The sequence below is a fragment of the Chryseobacterium indologenes genome, from assembly GCA_016025055.1.
Taxonomy (GTDB): Bacteria; Bacteroidota; Bacteroidia; order Flavobacteriales; family Weeksellaceae; genus Chryseobacterium; species Chryseobacterium indologenes.
Genome location: CP065590.1, coordinates 4314954 through 4331746 on the forward strand (window position 1 = coordinate 4314954; position 16793 = coordinate 4331746).

The window sequence follows — 16793 nt, forward strand, 5'->3', positions numbered from 1 at the left end:
CTTATTTTCCCGCAGATCGCATTTTCCAATCTTTTTCTAATGGGGCTGCTCTTTTACCACAGGACCTACAGATACCTTTTCCTGTATTTTAATAAAAGTAGGATCCATAATGGCCAGCCTTTCAGCAAGTGCTTTATAGGTAGGAAATTTCAAAATGGAAGCTCTGCCTGACATTTCCTTATAGATCGTGAAAGACTTTCCTCCAGCAGTTTTTAATTGTTTTGTAGTGGTTATATATTTTCCGATATACTTACTTTTGGCATCATAGATTTCGATATCAACGAAAGTCTTATCCATAATCGTATCATCTGAACCGAAACTTACCGGCAAATTGGTAAAATATCCTACCGGGACACCATTGCTTAAAATTTCGCCTACCTTATTGACTTCAATATTCATTTTATCAATTTTGGTTTTCACTGTATATCCTTCCTTGGTTTTGGTGTCAAGTTTTCGTTTCGGAGGATTGGCAAATAGTTCATCGAGGTTTTTCACATTGATTCCTTTATTATCAATGATCTTTAATCCTTTTATAGAAGTATAGACTGCGGACTTTTCTTCTCCTGAAAATGCAGAAGGGGAAATATAATCCAATTCAAGGGTTTTATCTCTGTTGTATACCCGGTTAATCTGAATATAGCTGTCACGAACGGAGTCGACAACGCTTTTATCAATAAACTTTATAGTATACAGAGGGGTTTCCTTCAAATCCAAAAAAGTATATTCACTGGATTTGTGGGTAAGTTTTGCTACCGGGATTCCGTCTAAATTAATAATTCCTCTTTTGGTCTTGATATTCTGTGCATGAAGGGAAATGACCAGAAGTGTAAAGAATATGATTATACTTTTCTTCATAGAATCAGACTTTTACATACATAAAAAAGTGTAACACAAAGTTACACTTTCTTGAAAATATATTTAGCTTTTCATTTAATTATTCACAAAGGATAATTCCTTTATTATGATTAAATTCTACAACACCGCTTTTGATAGCATAAGCAAAAACAGAGTCTTTTCCAGCTTCTTTGGTAAAGTTTTTAGCAAAAGCTTCATCAATAGAATTAGCAAATAGCTTTACCTCACCTCCGATCAAAGAAGAAACGATTCCCGCGTGGTTTTTCATGATGTGAAATTCACCATTTTTCCCAGGCAATAATACAGATTCTACTTCTCCTTCAAAAACTACATATTCTGGTGTTAAAATTTTTATATTCATTTTAATTTAGATTTGAAGATTTCAGATTTCAGATTTCAGACAACCTTAACGTCTCATGTCTAGTATCTGATCTCTTTATGTCTAATTTATTAAGCGTTTTCAGCTAACATTTTTTGTCCTGCTTCGATAGCTTCCTCGATAGTTCCTTTCAAGTTGAAAGCTGCTTCTGGTAAGTGATCTAATTCACCATCCATAATCATGTTGAATCCTTTGATCGTATCTTTGATATCAACCAATGATCCCGGAATACCTGTAAACTGTTCTGCTACGTGGAAAGGCTGAGACAGGAATCTCTGAACTTTTCTCGCACGGTAAACTACTGATTTATCTTCTTCAGAAAGTTCTTCCATACCAAGGATTGCGATGATATCCTGAAGCGCTTTATATCTTTGAAGAATTTCTTTTACTCTTTGAGCACAGTTGTAGTGATCGTGACCGATAACTTCCGGAGCAAGGATTCTTGAAGTAGATGCCAATGGATCTACCGCCGGGTAAATACCTAATGAAGCAATCTTTCTGTCAAGTACTGTTGTTGCATCCAAGTGGGCAAACGTTGTTGCAGGAGCCGGGTCAGTTAAGTCATCCGCAGGTACGTAAACCGCCTGTACTGAAGTAATTGAACCATTTTTAGTTGAAGTAATTCTTTCCTGCATCGCACCCATTTCAGAAGCAAGAGTCGGTTGGTAACCTACCGCTGATGGCATACGACCAAGAAGTGCAGACACCTCAGAACCAGCCTGTGTAAAACGGAAGATGTTGTCTACGAAGAAAAGTACGTCTCTACCTTGTCCGCTTTCACCACCATCTCTATAATACTCAGCCAATGTAAGACCAGAAAGTGCTACTCTCGCTCTTGCACCTGGCGGCTCGTTCATCTGTCCGAAAACGAATGCTGCTTTAGAATCTTTCATAGCTTCTAAATCTACTTTAGAAAGATCCCAACCTCCGTTTTCCATAGAGTGCATGAAATCATCACCATACTTGATAATACCTGATTCCAACATCTCTCTCAAAAGGTCATTCCCTTCTCTCGTTCTTTCACCTACTCCGGCAAAAACCGAAAGACCTCCGTGTCCTTTTGCAATATTGTTAATCAACTCCTGGATCAATACTGTTTTACCTACACCGGCACCACCGAACAAACCAATTTTACCTCCCTTTGCGTAAGGTTCCACTAAGTCGATTACTTTAATACCTGTAAATAAAACTTCTGCAGAAGTTGAAAGTTGATCAAATTTTGGAGCTTCTCTGTGGATAGGAAGACCTCCGTCTTTAGAAATATTTTGAAGTCCGTCGATAGCATCACCAACTACGTTGAATAATCTTCCGTTTACAGCCTCACCGATTGGCATGGTAATAGGATTTCCGTATCCGATTACATCCTGACCTCTCTTAAGACCGTCTGTAGCGTCCATTGCAATACATCTTACTGTATCTTCGCCAATATGTTGTTCTACCTCTAAGATTACTTTTTCACCGTTTTCTTTTGTAATTTCTAACGCGTCATAGATTGCTGGAACAGATTCCACATCTGTGAAGACAACGTCGATTACCGGACCAATAATTTGAGAAATTTTACCTTTAATTTGGTTTGCCATTGCTAAATTTTTTCTTGGTGCAAATATAGTGATTCTTCATAAACCCACAATTGGTAAAAAAAGATTTTTATCATGCTTTTATAAATTTCCCTATGCAGGAATTTTCCAATGTAGGAATGATTTTTTCCGGTCAAAAATATTGCGACATTGTTATATTGATAGATTGTTACATTATATCTATATTTGCAATCAAAAATTTCTCCGTTTTGAAAGTTTTCAAGAATTTTAAAGATTATTCCTCTCAGAAGCCTTTAGCATTGTCTCTGGGTATGTTTGACGGGGTACATCTTGGGCATAAAAGTATTATTGATGAACTGATAAAAGTAGGTGCAGACAACAATCTGGAAACTGCCATCCTTACTTTCTGGCCCCATCCCAGGTTTGTTTTCAATCCCAATGAAGATTTAAAACTTCTGAATACTTTAGAAGAAAAGAAACAACTGATAGAAAAATATTGCATTGATAACCTGTTCCTGAAAGAATTTGATGAAGAATTCAGAAACTTGACAGGCGAAGAATTTGTACGCCAGATTTTAATTGACAAACTGAATGTAAAATACCTTATTATAGGTTATGACCATTCTTTTGGAAAGAATAAAAGCGGAAATTTTGACCTTCTGGTAAAATTATCCAAAGAGCTTGGCTTTGAAGTAGAGCAAATGGAAGCTATTAATATTCATGAAAATAACATTAGCTCTACAAAGGTTCGCAATGCCCTTTTAACCGGAGATATTAAGGAAGCCAATGAAATGTTGGGATACTCCTACTCTGTTTCCGGAACGGTAGTCCACGGTAAGAAAATCGGGAGAACAATAGGCTATCCTACTGCGAATATCGATACTGAATCATTAAAACTTCTTCCTAAAAAGGGGGCTTATATCGTTGAAGTTGACGTAAAAGGACAACACTACAAGGGAATGTTGAGCATTGGGACCAATCCTACCGTAAACGGTGAAAAATTAACCGTTGAAGTTTATATCCTTGATTTTGATGAGGATATTTATGATGAAAGAATTACGGTAAGATTCAGGGATTTTCTCCATGATGAAATCAAATTCGAAGGTATTGAAAAGCTGATTGAAAGACTCGACGAAGATAAAAGATTAACAGAAGAATTTAATTTCTAAAAGATACAAAAAAGGCTGTCTCACTATGGGGACAGCCTTTTTTCCTATTTTCTATTGGTTAAAATCCTATTGTAAGGGTTTATTTCAATACCTTCAAATATACCTTCTGGGTTTCTCCATTCAGTTTTACGTTAGGGAATTGCTTATCGTGATCGATAAAGATATCTCCTTTCTCACCCGCTTTTCCGTTGCCGTCTGAATCCCAACTTACGGCAACATAGTATTTAACAGGTCCTGCCGGCTTCGGATTAATTTTACTTTCAGCATCTTTCGGAACGGCAAGATCTATGGTAAACGGAACAGATTTTTGTTCAAATTCCTGTTCTGTAATTAATGTTGCCGGCGCATCTGCCAATCTTTCATCTGCTCCGTACAGACTCACTTTGAATTTAGGATTTTTAATCACAAACTTGTCTGTCCCGGAAAATTCCAATTTCAGATTGTCGGAACCTTCTGCTGCAGTCGCAGTTTCTGTAGGTGGAGTTTCGGTAGTACCGGCGTTGTCTTTTGGAGCCGGCTTATTGCAGCTTGTCAGCATCAATGTACCAGCCGCCATGAATAATAAAAGGTGATTTCTCATTTGTTCTTTATTTTATTAATGTTGATTTAGTATTTCACTCCTATTTGATAACAAATTTCGTACCTAAAAGAAATCAATTTAAATGTACAGTTTTATGAATTATTCACCAGATCCCGGGCTTTTTTAGTCAAAGACTTAAAAACCAGATTATAGGACTGGTCGATGAGTTTAAAAATTAAATCTTTTTTCAATCCATCAAGCATCACGGAGTTCCAATGGGTTTTATTCATATGATAGGCACCGGTAATCTGAGGATGTTGTTCCCGTAATTCTGCACTCCATTCCGGATCAGTTTTCACGTTAATTGATAATGGCTTCTTTTCAAGCCCCATCAGTAAGAACATTTTAGTATCTACTTTTAACACAAGTGTTTCGTTATCAAAAGGAAAACTTTCAGTAACCCCTTTTTAGCAAGACAATAGTCTAAAACTTCGTTGGCATCCATGGTATAATTGTGAATAATGAATAATGGTTGATAATATTCTTTTAGTCTTTCAATCAAATTTAGTAAATTTAAGAAGAGAAAAAAAGTTTCACCAATCACAATTATTATGAAAGCTTTGGTAATCGGTGCTACAGGCGCTACAGGAAAAGATCTGGTCAACCATTTACTCAACGATAAAGATTTTGAGGAAGTTGATATTTTCGTAAGAAAACCCGTCAATATTCAAAATGACCGGCTGAATGTGCATGTGGTCAATTTTGAAAAACCTGAAGAATGGAAAGAAATGGTGAAGGGAGATGTAGCCTTTTCATGTCTTGGTACTACTTTAAAAGCCGCTGGAAGCAAGGAAGCACAGAAAAAAGTAGACTTTGATTATCAGTATGAATTTGCAAAAGCAGCGAAGGAAAATAATGTTGAAGACTATATTCTGGTTTCCGCTTACGGTGCGAACCCGACATCGAAAATTTTCTACTCTAAAATGAAGGGTGAGCTTGAAGAAGCCGTAAAGCAGCTTCATTTCACCAAAATAACCATTTTTAAACCGGGAATGCTCGAAAGGAAAGATTCTGAACGGACCGGGGAAGTTTTAGGAAGCAGGATTATAAAATTTGCTAACAAACTGGGACTGCTGGAAAGCCAGAGGCCCTTACCTACTGATATTTTAGCAAAGGCCATGATCAATTCTTCAAAGATTAAAAGCAATGGGTATTCCAGTATCAAACTGGGGAATATATTTTGTTTTGCAGAGAAAACAACTACGTGATCATGAATGGAGTGAGTATCAATTATTTTGTGGTGGTACTTCCCATTTTCTGTCCTAATTTTTCGTACTCGATATCATTAGGCTCCCAGAGTTCTATTTTGTTTCCTTCAGGATCCATTATATGGGCGAATTTTCCATATTCATAGGTCTCTATCTTGTCAACGATTGTTACATTTTCTTTTTTAAGTTGTTCAATGAGTTTTTCGAGATTATTTACCCTATAATTAATCATAAAATCTTTTTCAGAAGGCTGAAAGTATTTTGTCTTTTCACTGAATGGACTCCATTGGCTGAATCCTTTTTTGGAATTGTCAGCGCCCTGGAACCATTCAAACACGGCACCATATTCGTTGGTAGCAAGGCCTAAATGGTCTTTATACCATTCTCTCATTTTCTTAGGATCTTTAGATTTAAAAAAGATTCCGCCAATGCCGGTTACCCTTTTCATATCATCAGATTTAATTTCAGTAACCGCTTTAAATGCAAATCCTGACATAAATGAAGCCAGAATGCAAAGGATAAAAATTATTTTCTTCATGGATATTTGAAATTGGGTTAAAAATAAAAAAAAGCGGATGTAAAACACCCACTTTGTAAAAATATACTTTTTTATCTTTATTTCAGATATTTTGTAACCGCATCGTCTGTCGGCTTCGTTGTGCTTACAAAAGTATCGATTAGTTTTCCATTCTCGTCCAGTAAAAACTTGGTAAAGTTCCAAAGGATTGTTGTATTCTTTACCCCGTTGAGTTCCTGCTCTGTCAGATATTTAAAGATAGGTGCCGTATCATCTCCTTTTACTGAAACTTTAGCAGCCATCGGAAATGTAACGCCATAATTTTTCTGGCAAAATGCACCGATTTCAGTATTGGTACCAGGCTCCTGTCCTCCAAAATTATTGGCCGGAAAACCTACGATAACTAATTTATCTTTATACTGTTCATATACTTTTTCCAGGTCTGCATACTGGGGAGTAAATCCGCATTCTGAAGCGGTGTTAACGATAAGGATTTTTTTCCTTTAAAATCGGCAAAATTAATTTCTTTCCCGTCAAGGCCTTCTACTTTGAAATCATATATTGTTTTTCCCATAAGTTCTTTGGTTTTAGCTTCAGAAATTTCAGTTTTTTGGTTGGTGCAGCTTTGCAGAAAAGCAATTGCGGAAAGCAGCATTAAAAAAATATTTTTCATTTCTTATTCATTTTATACAGTATGACTGCAATTAATTTAAAATTTAAAAATATTAGCCGGAAAAACTTTGTTGACATCAATTTTATTGAATAGCATTACATAGTCACCGTCTTTTTTAGGGCTTGAAGATTCAATTCTGAAAGGCATTACAAGATTTCCTACTTTTTTATAATCGGAATATACAACCGTTTCATCTTTTTTCACTTCTTTTAAAAGCATATATGTATTAGTATCAAAAAAATACAAATTTTTGTTCACATTCTTGGTCAGCTCTACTTTATGGCAATAGATCTCTCCTACTTTTTCTTTTCCAAGATATTTTGCGGCAAAACCTTTATTTTCCCAGTCGATGAAATCATTGTCAAAGCTTTCGGGAATATATTCAGGGTATACCTGAAGTTTGTTGGCTGCATAATTCATTGCATAGCCTTTTGTTCCGTCAAAACCTTCAATAGCAGTTTCTTTTCCACCGGTTGTAATTAATGTTTTCGTAAGGTTAGGACGTTGCTGGTAAATCTTTATAGGATATTCATCTTTAATTCCCAGGACTACTTTTCCCTGAAGCAATACTGAGTTTAAAAGTTTCCAATTGGTTAATCCTCCGGATAATTCAATGTTTTTGTCTATAATTTCTTTTGCGGTTTGTGCAAAAACTAAATGTGAACATATCAGGCCAAATACTAGCAGTAACTTCTTCATTAATTTTATTTATAAATTCAAATATAAGGGGATTTGAGATAAAAAGCAAAAACGTCGAATTGCCCTATTCTTTTTGAAATGATTGCATTTTAAATTAATTTCCTTGCTTTTTCCAGATCTTCAGGCGTATCAATGCCTACTCCCACGAAATTCGTTTCCACCATTTTTATTTTCATTCCATATTCAAGATAGCGGATGCATTCTATCTTTTCTGAAATTTCCAGAGGTTTCATTTCCAGTTTTGAAAACTGAAGCAAAGCTTCTTTCCTGAAAGCGTATACACCGATATGTTTATAATAGTTTATATCATAGGACACCTCCCGGTGAAACGGTATCACAGAGCGGCTGAAATAAAGGGCAAACCCATTATTGTCGGTAATTACTTTTACGTTATTGGGATTTTCAATTTCTTCTTTTTCAAATAATTGAATTTTTAAAGAAGCCAGAGAAATTTCTTTGCGGTCATCATTTTTAAAAACTTCTATTAATTGCTTTAAAGGGTCCAGTTTAAGAAACGGTTCGTCTCCCTGGACATTGATAACGATATCACAGTCAATATTCTGTACCGCCTCAGCAATCCGGTCACTTCCCGTTTCATGTTGTCCCGTCATTACTGCTTTTCCTCCGTTTTTTACAATTTCATCTAAAATGATTTCAGAATCTGTTGCGACAAAAACTTCATCAAACAAACCGGTTTCAACAACATTCTGATAGGTAGTTGTGATAACAGTTTTGTCTCCTAAAATCTGCATCAGTTTTCCCGGGAAACGGCTTGCCTCATAGCGTGCAGGGATGACAGCGATAATTTTCATTCAGTACAATATTAATTAAGTATCTTCAGGCCAATATCTCCAAAAAAAGATGATATGGCTTATTCAGACCAAAAATAGTGAAAAGTATTTTAGTTTGATCTATAAAATGTGGTATTCTGCCCCATAGTCTTCATAAATCCTTCGAATTCTGCCTTTTAAAAAAACAAAATTCCCACATTTTCATTAAAAATGTGAGAATAGGGTATAGATTTTTATTAAATGAGTCAATAAATTAAAAAGAGAGTTTCACTCCTACCATATTGTATTCCCATTGACGGGATGCCATAAGGTCAAATTTATATTTTGTTTTTCCTATAGTCCCTTCTGTTGAAGTGTATCTGCTTTTTGAGATGGTTTTTCCTATAAAATATCCCATCAATAATGCCAACGGGTAATCTGAAGCCCAGTGTACTTTGCTTTGCATCATTTGAAAGCATAATGCTCCGGCCAGGGTGTATCCAACAGGTTTTATCCATTTTGCATCAGGATAATTGTCTGCAATAACTGTTATACCGGCCATAAATGTTGTTAAATGACCTGATGGCATGGCATCGTAATTGGAGGTATTTTTGCTGAAGGCCGAAAAACTTGGAAAAGGATTCCATGCCCCTCCTTTGTTACCATTTTCTTCTGCAATAAACGGGCTTTCTCTTCCGGTAATCCTTTTAATGGTCTGAGTGAAAACTCCGGAAAGAATTAAACTTTCCATCAATCCGCTCGCTGTAGCCTGTGCTCTGTAGTCATTTTTGATTAAACCGTAAGTCCCGAAACCAATTCCCAACAAAACCAGTGTAGAACCGTTTCCGATAAGGTAAAGAGTGGACCCGATATCTTTGGGTATTTTAAAAACACCCCCAAGTTTGGTGTAATTGTTATCCTTGTCCATTCCCCATCTCTCACCGAGTTCCCTCGAATTATCGATCAGTTTCTGATCAAAAGGTAACAGGATCAATGTGGAGGCCACTGCTCCACCTAAGTAATAAGCATGATCTTTTGCAACAAAATCTTTATTGGTATCAATAAAATTTCGGGGTAATTTGGTTACAAAATCAAAAAGTTTGGGTTTAGGGTATGTTCTGACCGAACCATCTTTCAAAGTATAGGTTTGTACTTTCGGTGCATCCGTAGATAATTCCTGTTGTAATTCTTTTACCTGCAATGTATCCACTTCCTGTGCACATATCATTACAGAAAAAGGTAATAGCAAAAATCTCAGTTTTTTCATCGTTGTCGTTTTCAACCCTGTTTATTCTTATAAAAGCCCCAAAGGTACTTCCAACTTGACTGTACTACAAAATGTTTAGCTGATTTTTAATTTTTATTTAATTTTTTTTCAAAAAAAGAGATCTATGATCAATTCATATAATTAAGTAAAAAAATAATTCCATAGATCCAAAAAACATAGATGGAGGAGTAAAAAAAGCCCAATCCAAGACTTTTTAATATATTTCCTTTACATTTTCCCGAGTTCTTGAATACCAACCTCAATGCCTTGAAAAATATCCAGTACAACATGGCACTTAAAGACAAAACAGCAGACCAGAAAAAGAGTCCGAGTAATGGTAAAAGAAAAATGAGCAAAATTGAAAATACAATCTATAAAACAACAGAAAGCACAGCGCCTCCTATTCCATCTCCTGCGTCGGGTAGATCAAAGTCAAAGCCATCTATTGTTGGAGCCTTATCTGCATAACGTTTAATTAGTTCTTTATTCAGGATATTTCCTATATTATCTTTTAGTCTTAAACCATAATACAAACCAATGCTTATAAATAAGAAAAAAGATCCTGCAAGAATGGATGTTGATAAGATGGAATTCTGGAATAAAGAACGATGAGAAGCCATCCCGGAAATCCACACACAAAGGATTACCAACGTAATGATTGCTAATGTAGAATAAAACAGAAGTTTTGTTGGCAGAAGTTGTTTCCCTGAAGGTTTCATTAAATGAGATCCCTATTAAAAAACTTTGGCTCCGTTCAGCCTGACGATGCTAATCCTATGGTTTTAACGGTGTCATGCTGAGCAAAGCCAAAGCATTTATTTTTGTTTTGAATTTACTTTAAATTGTTCAAAGCATTTTCCAGTTTCGGAAGCATTACTTTGATTTCATCTACAGCCAGTCCTCCTACTGAAGCGCGGAACCAAGGCTCTGATTTATCTTCTCCAAAGGCAGAGAATGGTACTAAAGCAACACCCGCTTCATTGATCAGATAGAATACAAGGTCGGAGGAGTTTTCAATGACAGCTCCGTCAGGTTTTGTTTTTCCGATATAGTCAAGTTTGATCGTAAGGTATAATGCTCCCATAGGCTCAATGCTGTCTACTGCCAAACCTTTTCCTTTTAAATCCTGAACTCCGCCGTGAAGAACTTTTAAGCTTTCTTCCAGTTTCGCTTTGAAATCTTCTACGAATACGTTTACGTTTTCAGGATTTTCATAAAACTTTGCAGTCGCTTCCTGTTCAGGTTTTGGTGCCCATGCTCCTACGTGTGTAAGCAGAGCTTTCATTTTATCAATGATATGAGCCGGTCCGAATCCCCATCCTACACGTACTCCGGTTGCGGCAAGACATTTTGAAATCCCGTCGATATAGATGGTATAGTCTTTCAATTCAGGGAAAAGAGAAACCGGATCTACGTGTTCTGCACCAAAAGTAAGGTTAGAATAGATCTGGTCATACATAAGGTATAACGGTTTTTCATCTGCTCCTCTTTTTTTGTTTTCGGCAATGACCAATTCACAGATATCAGAAAGTTGCTCTCTGGTAAACATCGTTCCTGTCGGGTTCAATGGTGAACAAAGTGCCAATAGAACAGCCCCGTCCAGATGTGGTCTCAGGTCATCTGTTGTCGGAAGGAAATTGGTTTCAGGTTTTGTTTTTACTTCTACAGCATTGGCAGAAGTAAGGTACGCATAGTGATTGTTGTTCCATGATGGTGTAGGATATACTACTTTATCTCCTTCATCAACGATTGTTTTGTACACAGCATAGATCAATGGTCTTGATCCTGCGGTAATCAAAATATCATTAGGGGAATAGTCCAGGTTCCATCTGTTTTTTAAGTCTTTGGAAACTTCTTTTCTTAAAGATAAAAGTCCGTTGGCAGGAGGATAATTTGTCAGGTTATTCTGATAGGCTTTCTGAATCTCTTCCTTCAGCAATGCCGGAATAGGATAGATATTAGAATTCAGGTCACCAATAGTAAGATTGGCAATTTCTGCTCCTTTTGCTTTTAGATCATTTACTTCGTTACCAATTTTTACAATTTCAGAACCGATCAGGTTCGCTGCTAATTTTGAAACTTTCACTTTATTCTTATTTAAAATTTACTAATATTTTTTTACATTGATTTCATTATCTATCTTATTTTCAGAAACATGAACATCAAATCGGCTATTAGTTCTTTAGTTTTTATAGTTATAGGATTCACTAATTCCCGGAAGATAGTGTTGGAGTTTTCACCTCACAAACCGCAGTTTCCTTTTTACAGGAAACTATAGTAATGAACAGTATCAACTGTTGTTTTCAGGGTCTGCCAGTGAAGATTAATCCAGTTGTAAATCTGTTTTAACTGCACCTATTTTAGCTTCCAATGATTTTAATTTGTCTCTGAAATCAGCCTCAGAACTGATTGCATCTTTTACTGAAACATAGAACTTGATTTTCGGTTCTGTTCCTGAAGGCCTTACACATACTTTTGTTCCGTCCTGAGTGTAGTAAATCAATACATTCGAGGAAGGGATGTCATTCATTACTTTTTTCTCGTTTGTTGAAACGGTAAAGCTTGTTTGTTCTTTAAAATCCTTAATTTCTTCTACCGGAGAACCTGCCAGTTCTTTTGGTGGATTTTCACGGAAGTTTTTCATCATATTCTGAATTTCTTCAGCTCCTTCTCTTCCTTTTCTTACAATATTGATCAATCCTTCATAATACATTCCTAAGTCTTCGTAGATCTCAATCATGTATTGGTACATTGTTCTTCCATTGGCTTTGCACCATGCCGCAATTTCGCAAGCTAAAAGAATACTTCCGCAAGAATCTTTATCACGAACAAAATCTCCGGTCATAAATCCGAAACTTTCTTCTCCGCCACACACAAATTTTTGTGTTCCTTCGGCTTCACGGATCATTTTTCCGATCCACTTGAATCCTGTAAGACCTACTTTACATTCAACTCCGAACTTCTGTGCGATATCATAGAAAATGTCGGAAGTTACAATCGTAGAACCGATGAATTCTTTTCCGGTAATTCTTTCCTGTTTTCTCCATTCGTTCAGGATATAATACGTAAGGATTGTGTTGGTCTGGTTACCGTTCAGCAATTGCATTTCACCATCAAGATTTCTTACGGCAATTCCCAACCTGTCTCCGTCAGGATCTGTTCCTATTACGATATCTGCATTGGTGATTCTTGCGAGATCCATAGCCATTTCCAATGCTGCAGGTTCTTCCGGGTTTGGAGAATCTACTGTCGGGAAATTTCCGCTTGGAATCATTTGCTCTTTTACAAGATCTATTTTTTTAAATCCTGCCTTTTCAAGAGCTTTTGGAATGGTAGTATATGTTGTTCCGTGAATGGAAGTGAAAACAATGTTTAAGTTTTCTTTTCCTACATTCTGATAGGTAGAGTTTTCGATGCAGGCATCGATGTACACTTCATCCTGCTCCTCTCCGATCCATTCGATCAGTTCGTCATTTCCGTCGAATTTAATTTCATCAAATTTTACAGAATAAACTTCTTTGATGATCGCTTCGTCATTGGGCGGAACAATTTGAGCTCCGTCATTCCAATATACTTTATACCCGTTGTATTCGGGTGGATTGTGAGAGGCTGTCAATACAATTCCTCCGTTACATTTTTTATCACGAACCGTAAAAGACAATTCAGGCGTAGGTCTGTGATCTTTGAAAAGTAGCACTTTAATTCCATTTGCTGTTAAAACATCAGCTACTAATTTTCCAAATTCTTTTGAATTGTGACGAACGTCGTAAGCGATTGCCACCTTAATCTCTTCTCCTTTGAACTGCTCCAGCATGTAGTTGGCCAATCCCTGAGTTGCCTGTCCCAGAGTATATTTATTTAAGCGGTTGGTTCCTACACCCATAATTCCACGCATACCTCCCGTCCCGAATTCCAATTCTCTGTAAAAAGAATCTTCAAGATCAGGGGAATTGCTGTCGATTAAAGCTTGTACTGCATTTCTCGTTTCTGCATCGAAAGTATCACTCAACCAAAGTTTCGCTTTTTCTAATGTGTTCATATTTGTACGTTGTTCTTTTATAATTTGTAAAGTTCCTAGTTTAATGTATGCTGTTTTTTTTAATCCAGCTTTTTATTTTCAACCCTGGTGGTTTTTTCCACTTTAAATGCTCTGATCGGATCGTTGTAATAGATAAATTTTGCAGTGTTTTGAATATGACCTTTTAAAGAATCTTTGACGTTTACTTCAGCATAATTCCCATTTTTAGAGTCAATATTCAGATTGGTGATTTTCCAGTAAGGAGCGATCAGACTGGCTGTATCGGATATTTTAATTACTGCATCTTTTGTTAATCCCAAAAAGTTGGCTCTACTCCTGTTCTGCATTTCCACCTCTGCTCTTCTGGTATTCACAGAACCCATGAAAGTAGCGTAATTTTTTAAATTCAGTTTAAAATTATCTGTTTTTATTTCACTTGAAATATTCATTTCCACAGAATCTGAAACGGCCACTTTTTCAAGATTATATTTTGAATAAATGGTTACATTGTAAAAATCAACCCCTTTTGTACCTCTTTTTTCTTTGATAGAAAGGGTTTTATCTTCCACATCCACATCAAGGTTTCCTGCCACATTCGGGTAGGTTTCTATTTCTACAAAATTCTTTGGTCCTCTGGCATAAAATACACGGAATTTACCCTGTAGGTCCAGATTAACAAATTCGGGGACATCCACATCTTTCTTTTCAATATTCCCTTTCGGCGTAACTTTTCCACAGGAAACTACAGCAACCAGCATCAATGTGCATATTATTTTCTTCATATTTACTTTACAATATTCTGTTACTTCATGATTATTAAGCATGAACATTCTTATTGGGAGTTTTCAAAGTCATTTGAATGGCTCATTTCAGAAAACTCACAACATATTCTTTAACAAAAATAGGATTAAAATTTTTAAAAAACTTTGTCTTTTGGCAATAAAATACCTGATAATTGACAATTTTTTGCTTTTCAGTTTTTTTATTATTAGGTTCTATTAACAAAAACACCCCGGGAAAATTTCCTGAGGTGTTTTTTATTTTTATTGATATTATTTATTGCTTATACCGTTTCAGCTGAAGCCGAACAGATAGCCAATGTTACAAGAATTGCCACCAGAATAAATCCGATAATTAAAGGTTTCCAGATGGGTTTCTTTGGATATTGCCATTCATTGGGAAAATATTTCGGAACAAAATAATCGGATAATAAAGCTCCCCCTGCGAATCCGCAAACATATGCAATGGCACTGATAGGTTTTTCCGGAATATTAATAACAATAGCCGTGAGTATCGTAATGACAACGGAAATTCCCAGTGTGGTATAAGCTTCTTTCTTCCTGTTGACGCTCATCAGGTTTTGAAACAACAGAACGCCTCCAAACAGGGTGGAAAGAAAGATAGAAAATCCTAAAATTGCTTTTTTTGAATAGATTTCGGGCAGCTTCTCTTCCATTATATCACTTCGTCAATATTGTAATTCTTATGCTCACGGTTAGTTCGGATGATCATCTCTCCTAAGAATCCGGCAACGAATAACAATGTTCCTAAAATCATCATGGTTAAGGCAATAAAGAACCACGGATTATTGGTAATTAAATGACCGTAAATTCCTCTGGCTACGTCAATAAGCTTTGAAATTCCCAGCCAAAGTGCCGAAAGAAAACCGAAGATAAACATCAGCGTTCCTACAGCTCCGAAGAAGTGCATCGGTCTTCCTCCGAAACGACTCACAAACCAAAGGGTTACCAAATCAAGAAAACCTCTGATAAATCTTTCAGTTCCAAATTTTGAAGTACCATACGGTCTTGCCTGGTGCTGTACTTCTTTCTCAGTAATTCTTCTGAATCCTGCATTAGCAGCCAATACCGGAATATAACGGTGCATATCACCATATACATCGATGGATTTTACAACCTGCTTTTTATACGCTTTCAGCCCGCAGTTAAAATCATGAAGATAAACTCCTGAAACTTTTCTTGCTGCTGCATTGAATAATTTTGACGGAACATTTTTGGTCATCACATTATCAAAACGTTTCTTTTTCCATCCTGAAACGATGTCATAATTATCGTTGGTCACCATTTTATACAGCTCAGGAATTTCTTCCGGAAAATCCTGTAGATCAGCATCCATGGTAATCACTACCTCTCCGTTTGTTCTTTCAAAAGCAGCATGAAGGGCTTGTGATTTCCCATAATTTCTGGAAAATTTAATCGCGTGGATCTGAGGATACTGTACTTTCAAATTCTCGATAATGCTCCACGACAAATCCGTACTTCCATCGTCTACAAACCAGATTTCATAGGATAAGCTGTTGGATCTGCAGACGTTATCAATTCTTGAAAAAAGCTCTTCCAGAGAGTCTTCTTCGTTCAGTAACGGAATAACTATAGATAAATTCATTTAATTTTTAATAAAAATTAGGCTTGATTTGTTTCCTCGGGTTGATGAATTGTTCTTGTTCTGAAAAATGCTCCGAAAAACACCGACAAAACTACGTAAAATATAAGAATTGCTGCAAAATATCCTGAAAAATGACTTGCGGTAAGCATATCTTTTCCTTTAACGGCTTCCGGTGTGAAGCTCTGTAACCTTTCTTTGTATTTCTGATCAAGCTCATCAATATCTTTCTGATGCTTCATAATCTTTCTTGCAGAAGTATATTCTGTATCCAATTCTGATTTTTGTCTTTGAACGTACTGATAGTTTAAGAGTTTTTTTGCATCGGTGTCGGCAAAGTTTAAAAAGGCATAAATACTGAAAATGGAAAGAATTCCTCCGATAAACATCGGGACAAAAGCTCTTTTGAAAGCTTCTTTAAAGCTTACTACTCTATGGGTGTTCCAGTATGATTTTACAGACCAGAAAGCAGCTCCGGCATATAAAACAGGTAACACAAAAGCATTGGCCTTCAGTGAGATATCGAAATAATTAATTCCTGAGAAAAGGTATATACTACAAAGAAAACGATCATTGTAGCGATAAAAAGTATAATTCCTAGTGTTGATGGACTTTTAGTCATATTTAAATTTTTAGAAAAAAGTTGAAAAATTATTCCCCTTAATGTCAGCTGTTTAGCTCTACGACTGCATTTTTTCGACTAATTTTCTTTGATAA

At 36.2% G+C, this 16793-nt stretch carries 16 protein-coding genes and 3 pseudogenes; 2 read left to right on the forward strand and 17 right to left on the reverse strand.

All coding sequences use genetic code 11. The features are described 5' to 3' along the window. Positions 1-36: 36 nt before the first annotated feature. The 3 genes from H3Z85_19880 to H3Z85_19890 all read right to left on the reverse strand — a co-directional run bounded on the left by H3Z85_19880 (position 37) and on the right by H3Z85_19890 (position 2814). A complete protein-coding gene (locus tag H3Z85_19880; GenBank protein QPQ51502.1) occupies positions 37-855 on the reverse strand; it encodes a hypothetical protein in 819 nt (272 codons plus the stop codon). Between the two features lie 79 nt (positions 856-934). Next, on the reverse strand, positions 935-1216 hold the full coding sequence (locus H3Z85_19885; protein ID QPQ51503.1) for a F0F1 ATP synthase subunit epsilon: 282 nt from the start codon (positions 1214-1216) through the stop codon (positions 935-937). Positions 1217-1305: 89 nt separating this feature from the next. Further along, entirely contained in the window at positions 1306-2814 is a 1509-nt protein-coding gene (locus tag H3Z85_19890; protein QPQ51504.1) for a F0F1 ATP synthase subunit beta, read from the reverse strand. 206 nt (positions 2815-3020) lie between these two features. On the opposite strand from H3Z85_19890, the gene H3Z85_19895 reads away from it, so the two are divergent. After that, positions 3021-3941: a bifunctional riboflavin kinase/FAD synthetase gene (locus tag H3Z85_19895; protein QPQ51505.1), complete on the forward strand. Its 921-nt coding sequence runs from the start codon at positions 3021-3023 to the stop codon at positions 3939-3941. Between the two features lie 79 nt (positions 3942-4020). On the opposite strand, the gene H3Z85_19900 is transcribed toward H3Z85_19895, so the two are convergent. Further along, complete coding sequence (locus H3Z85_19900; protein QPQ53961.1) at positions 4021-4479, reverse strand: hypothetical protein; 459 nt, start codon at positions 4477-4479, stop codon at positions 4021-4023. A gap of 134 nt (positions 4480-4613) precedes the next feature. Further along, a pseudogene (locus H3Z85_19905) lies at positions 4614-4966 on the reverse strand (MmcQ/YjbR family DNA-binding protein). A gap of 106 nt (positions 4967-5072) precedes the next feature. On the opposite strand from H3Z85_19905, the gene H3Z85_19910 reads away from it, so the two are divergent. Continuing rightward, complete coding sequence (locus H3Z85_19910) at positions 5073-5729, forward strand: NAD(P)H-binding protein (GenBank protein QPQ51506.1); 657 nt, start codon at positions 5073-5075, stop codon at positions 5727-5729. A gap of 22 nt (positions 5730-5751) precedes the next feature. Here H3Z85_19910 and H3Z85_19915 read toward each other — a convergent pair whose 3' ends face one another. The 12 genes and pseudogenes from H3Z85_19915 to H3Z85_19970 all read right to left on the reverse strand — a co-directional run bounded on the left by H3Z85_19915 (position 5752) and on the right by H3Z85_19970 (position 16698). Then, positions 5752-6177, reverse strand: a complete 426-nt coding sequence (locus H3Z85_19915) for a VOC family protein (protein QPQ53962.1) — start codon at positions 6175-6177, stop codon at positions 5752-5754. Between the two features lie 167 nt (positions 6178-6344). Beyond that, positions 6345-6919: pseudogene (locus tag H3Z85_19920) on the reverse strand (glutathione peroxidase). A gap of 36 nt (positions 6920-6955) precedes the next feature. Beyond that, entirely contained in the window at positions 6956-7618 is a 663-nt protein-coding gene (locus H3Z85_19925) for a histidine kinase (GenBank protein ID QPQ51507.1), read from the reverse strand. A gap of 89 nt (positions 7619-7707) precedes the next feature. After that, positions 7708-8430: a 3-deoxy-manno-octulosonate cytidylyltransferase gene (gene kdsB / locus H3Z85_19930; GenBank protein QPQ51508.1), complete on the reverse strand. Its 723-nt coding sequence runs from the start codon at positions 8428-8430 to the stop codon at positions 7708-7710. A gap of 232 nt (positions 8431-8662) precedes the next feature. After that, entirely contained in the window at positions 8663-9655 is a 993-nt protein-coding gene (locus H3Z85_19935) for a phosphatase PAP2 family protein (GenBank protein QPQ51509.1), read from the reverse strand. Positions 9656-10026: 371 nt separating this feature from the next. Then, on the reverse strand, positions 10027-10374 hold the full coding sequence (locus tag H3Z85_19940) for a hypothetical protein (GenBank protein ID QPQ51510.1): 348 nt from the start codon (positions 10372-10374) through the stop codon (positions 10027-10029). A gap of 113 nt (positions 10375-10487) precedes the next feature. After that, a complete protein-coding gene (locus H3Z85_19945) occupies positions 10488-11741 on the reverse strand; it encodes an aminotransferase class I/II-fold pyridoxal phosphate-dependent enzyme (protein ID QPQ51511.1) in 1254 nt (417 codons plus the stop codon). Positions 11742-11978: 237 nt separating this feature from the next. Next, positions 11979-13694, reverse strand: coding sequence for a phospho-sugar mutase (locus H3Z85_19950; GenBank protein ID QPQ51512.1), 1716 nt, complete (start codon positions 13692-13694; stop codon positions 11979-11981). A 59-nt stretch (positions 13695-13753) separates the two neighbouring features. Beyond that, on the reverse strand, positions 13754-14455 hold the full coding sequence (locus H3Z85_19955) for a DUF2807 domain-containing protein (protein ID QPQ51513.1): 702 nt from the start codon (positions 14453-14455) through the stop codon (positions 13754-13756). A gap of 281 nt (positions 14456-14736) precedes the next feature. Next, positions 14737-15129, reverse strand: a complete 393-nt coding sequence (locus H3Z85_19960) for a hypothetical protein (GenBank protein QPQ51514.1) — start codon at positions 15127-15129, stop codon at positions 14737-14739. Continuing rightward, on the reverse strand, positions 15129-16079 hold the full coding sequence (locus tag H3Z85_19965; protein QPQ51515.1) for a glycosyltransferase family 2 protein: 951 nt from the start codon (positions 16077-16079) through the stop codon (positions 15129-15131). Before H3Z85_19965 ends, H3Z85_19960 begins: the two co-directional genes overlap by 1 nt. A 17-nt stretch (positions 16080-16096) precedes the next feature. After that, positions 16097-16698: pseudogene (locus H3Z85_19970) on the reverse strand (DUF4199 domain-containing protein). Positions 16699-16793: the final 95 nt, after the last annotated feature.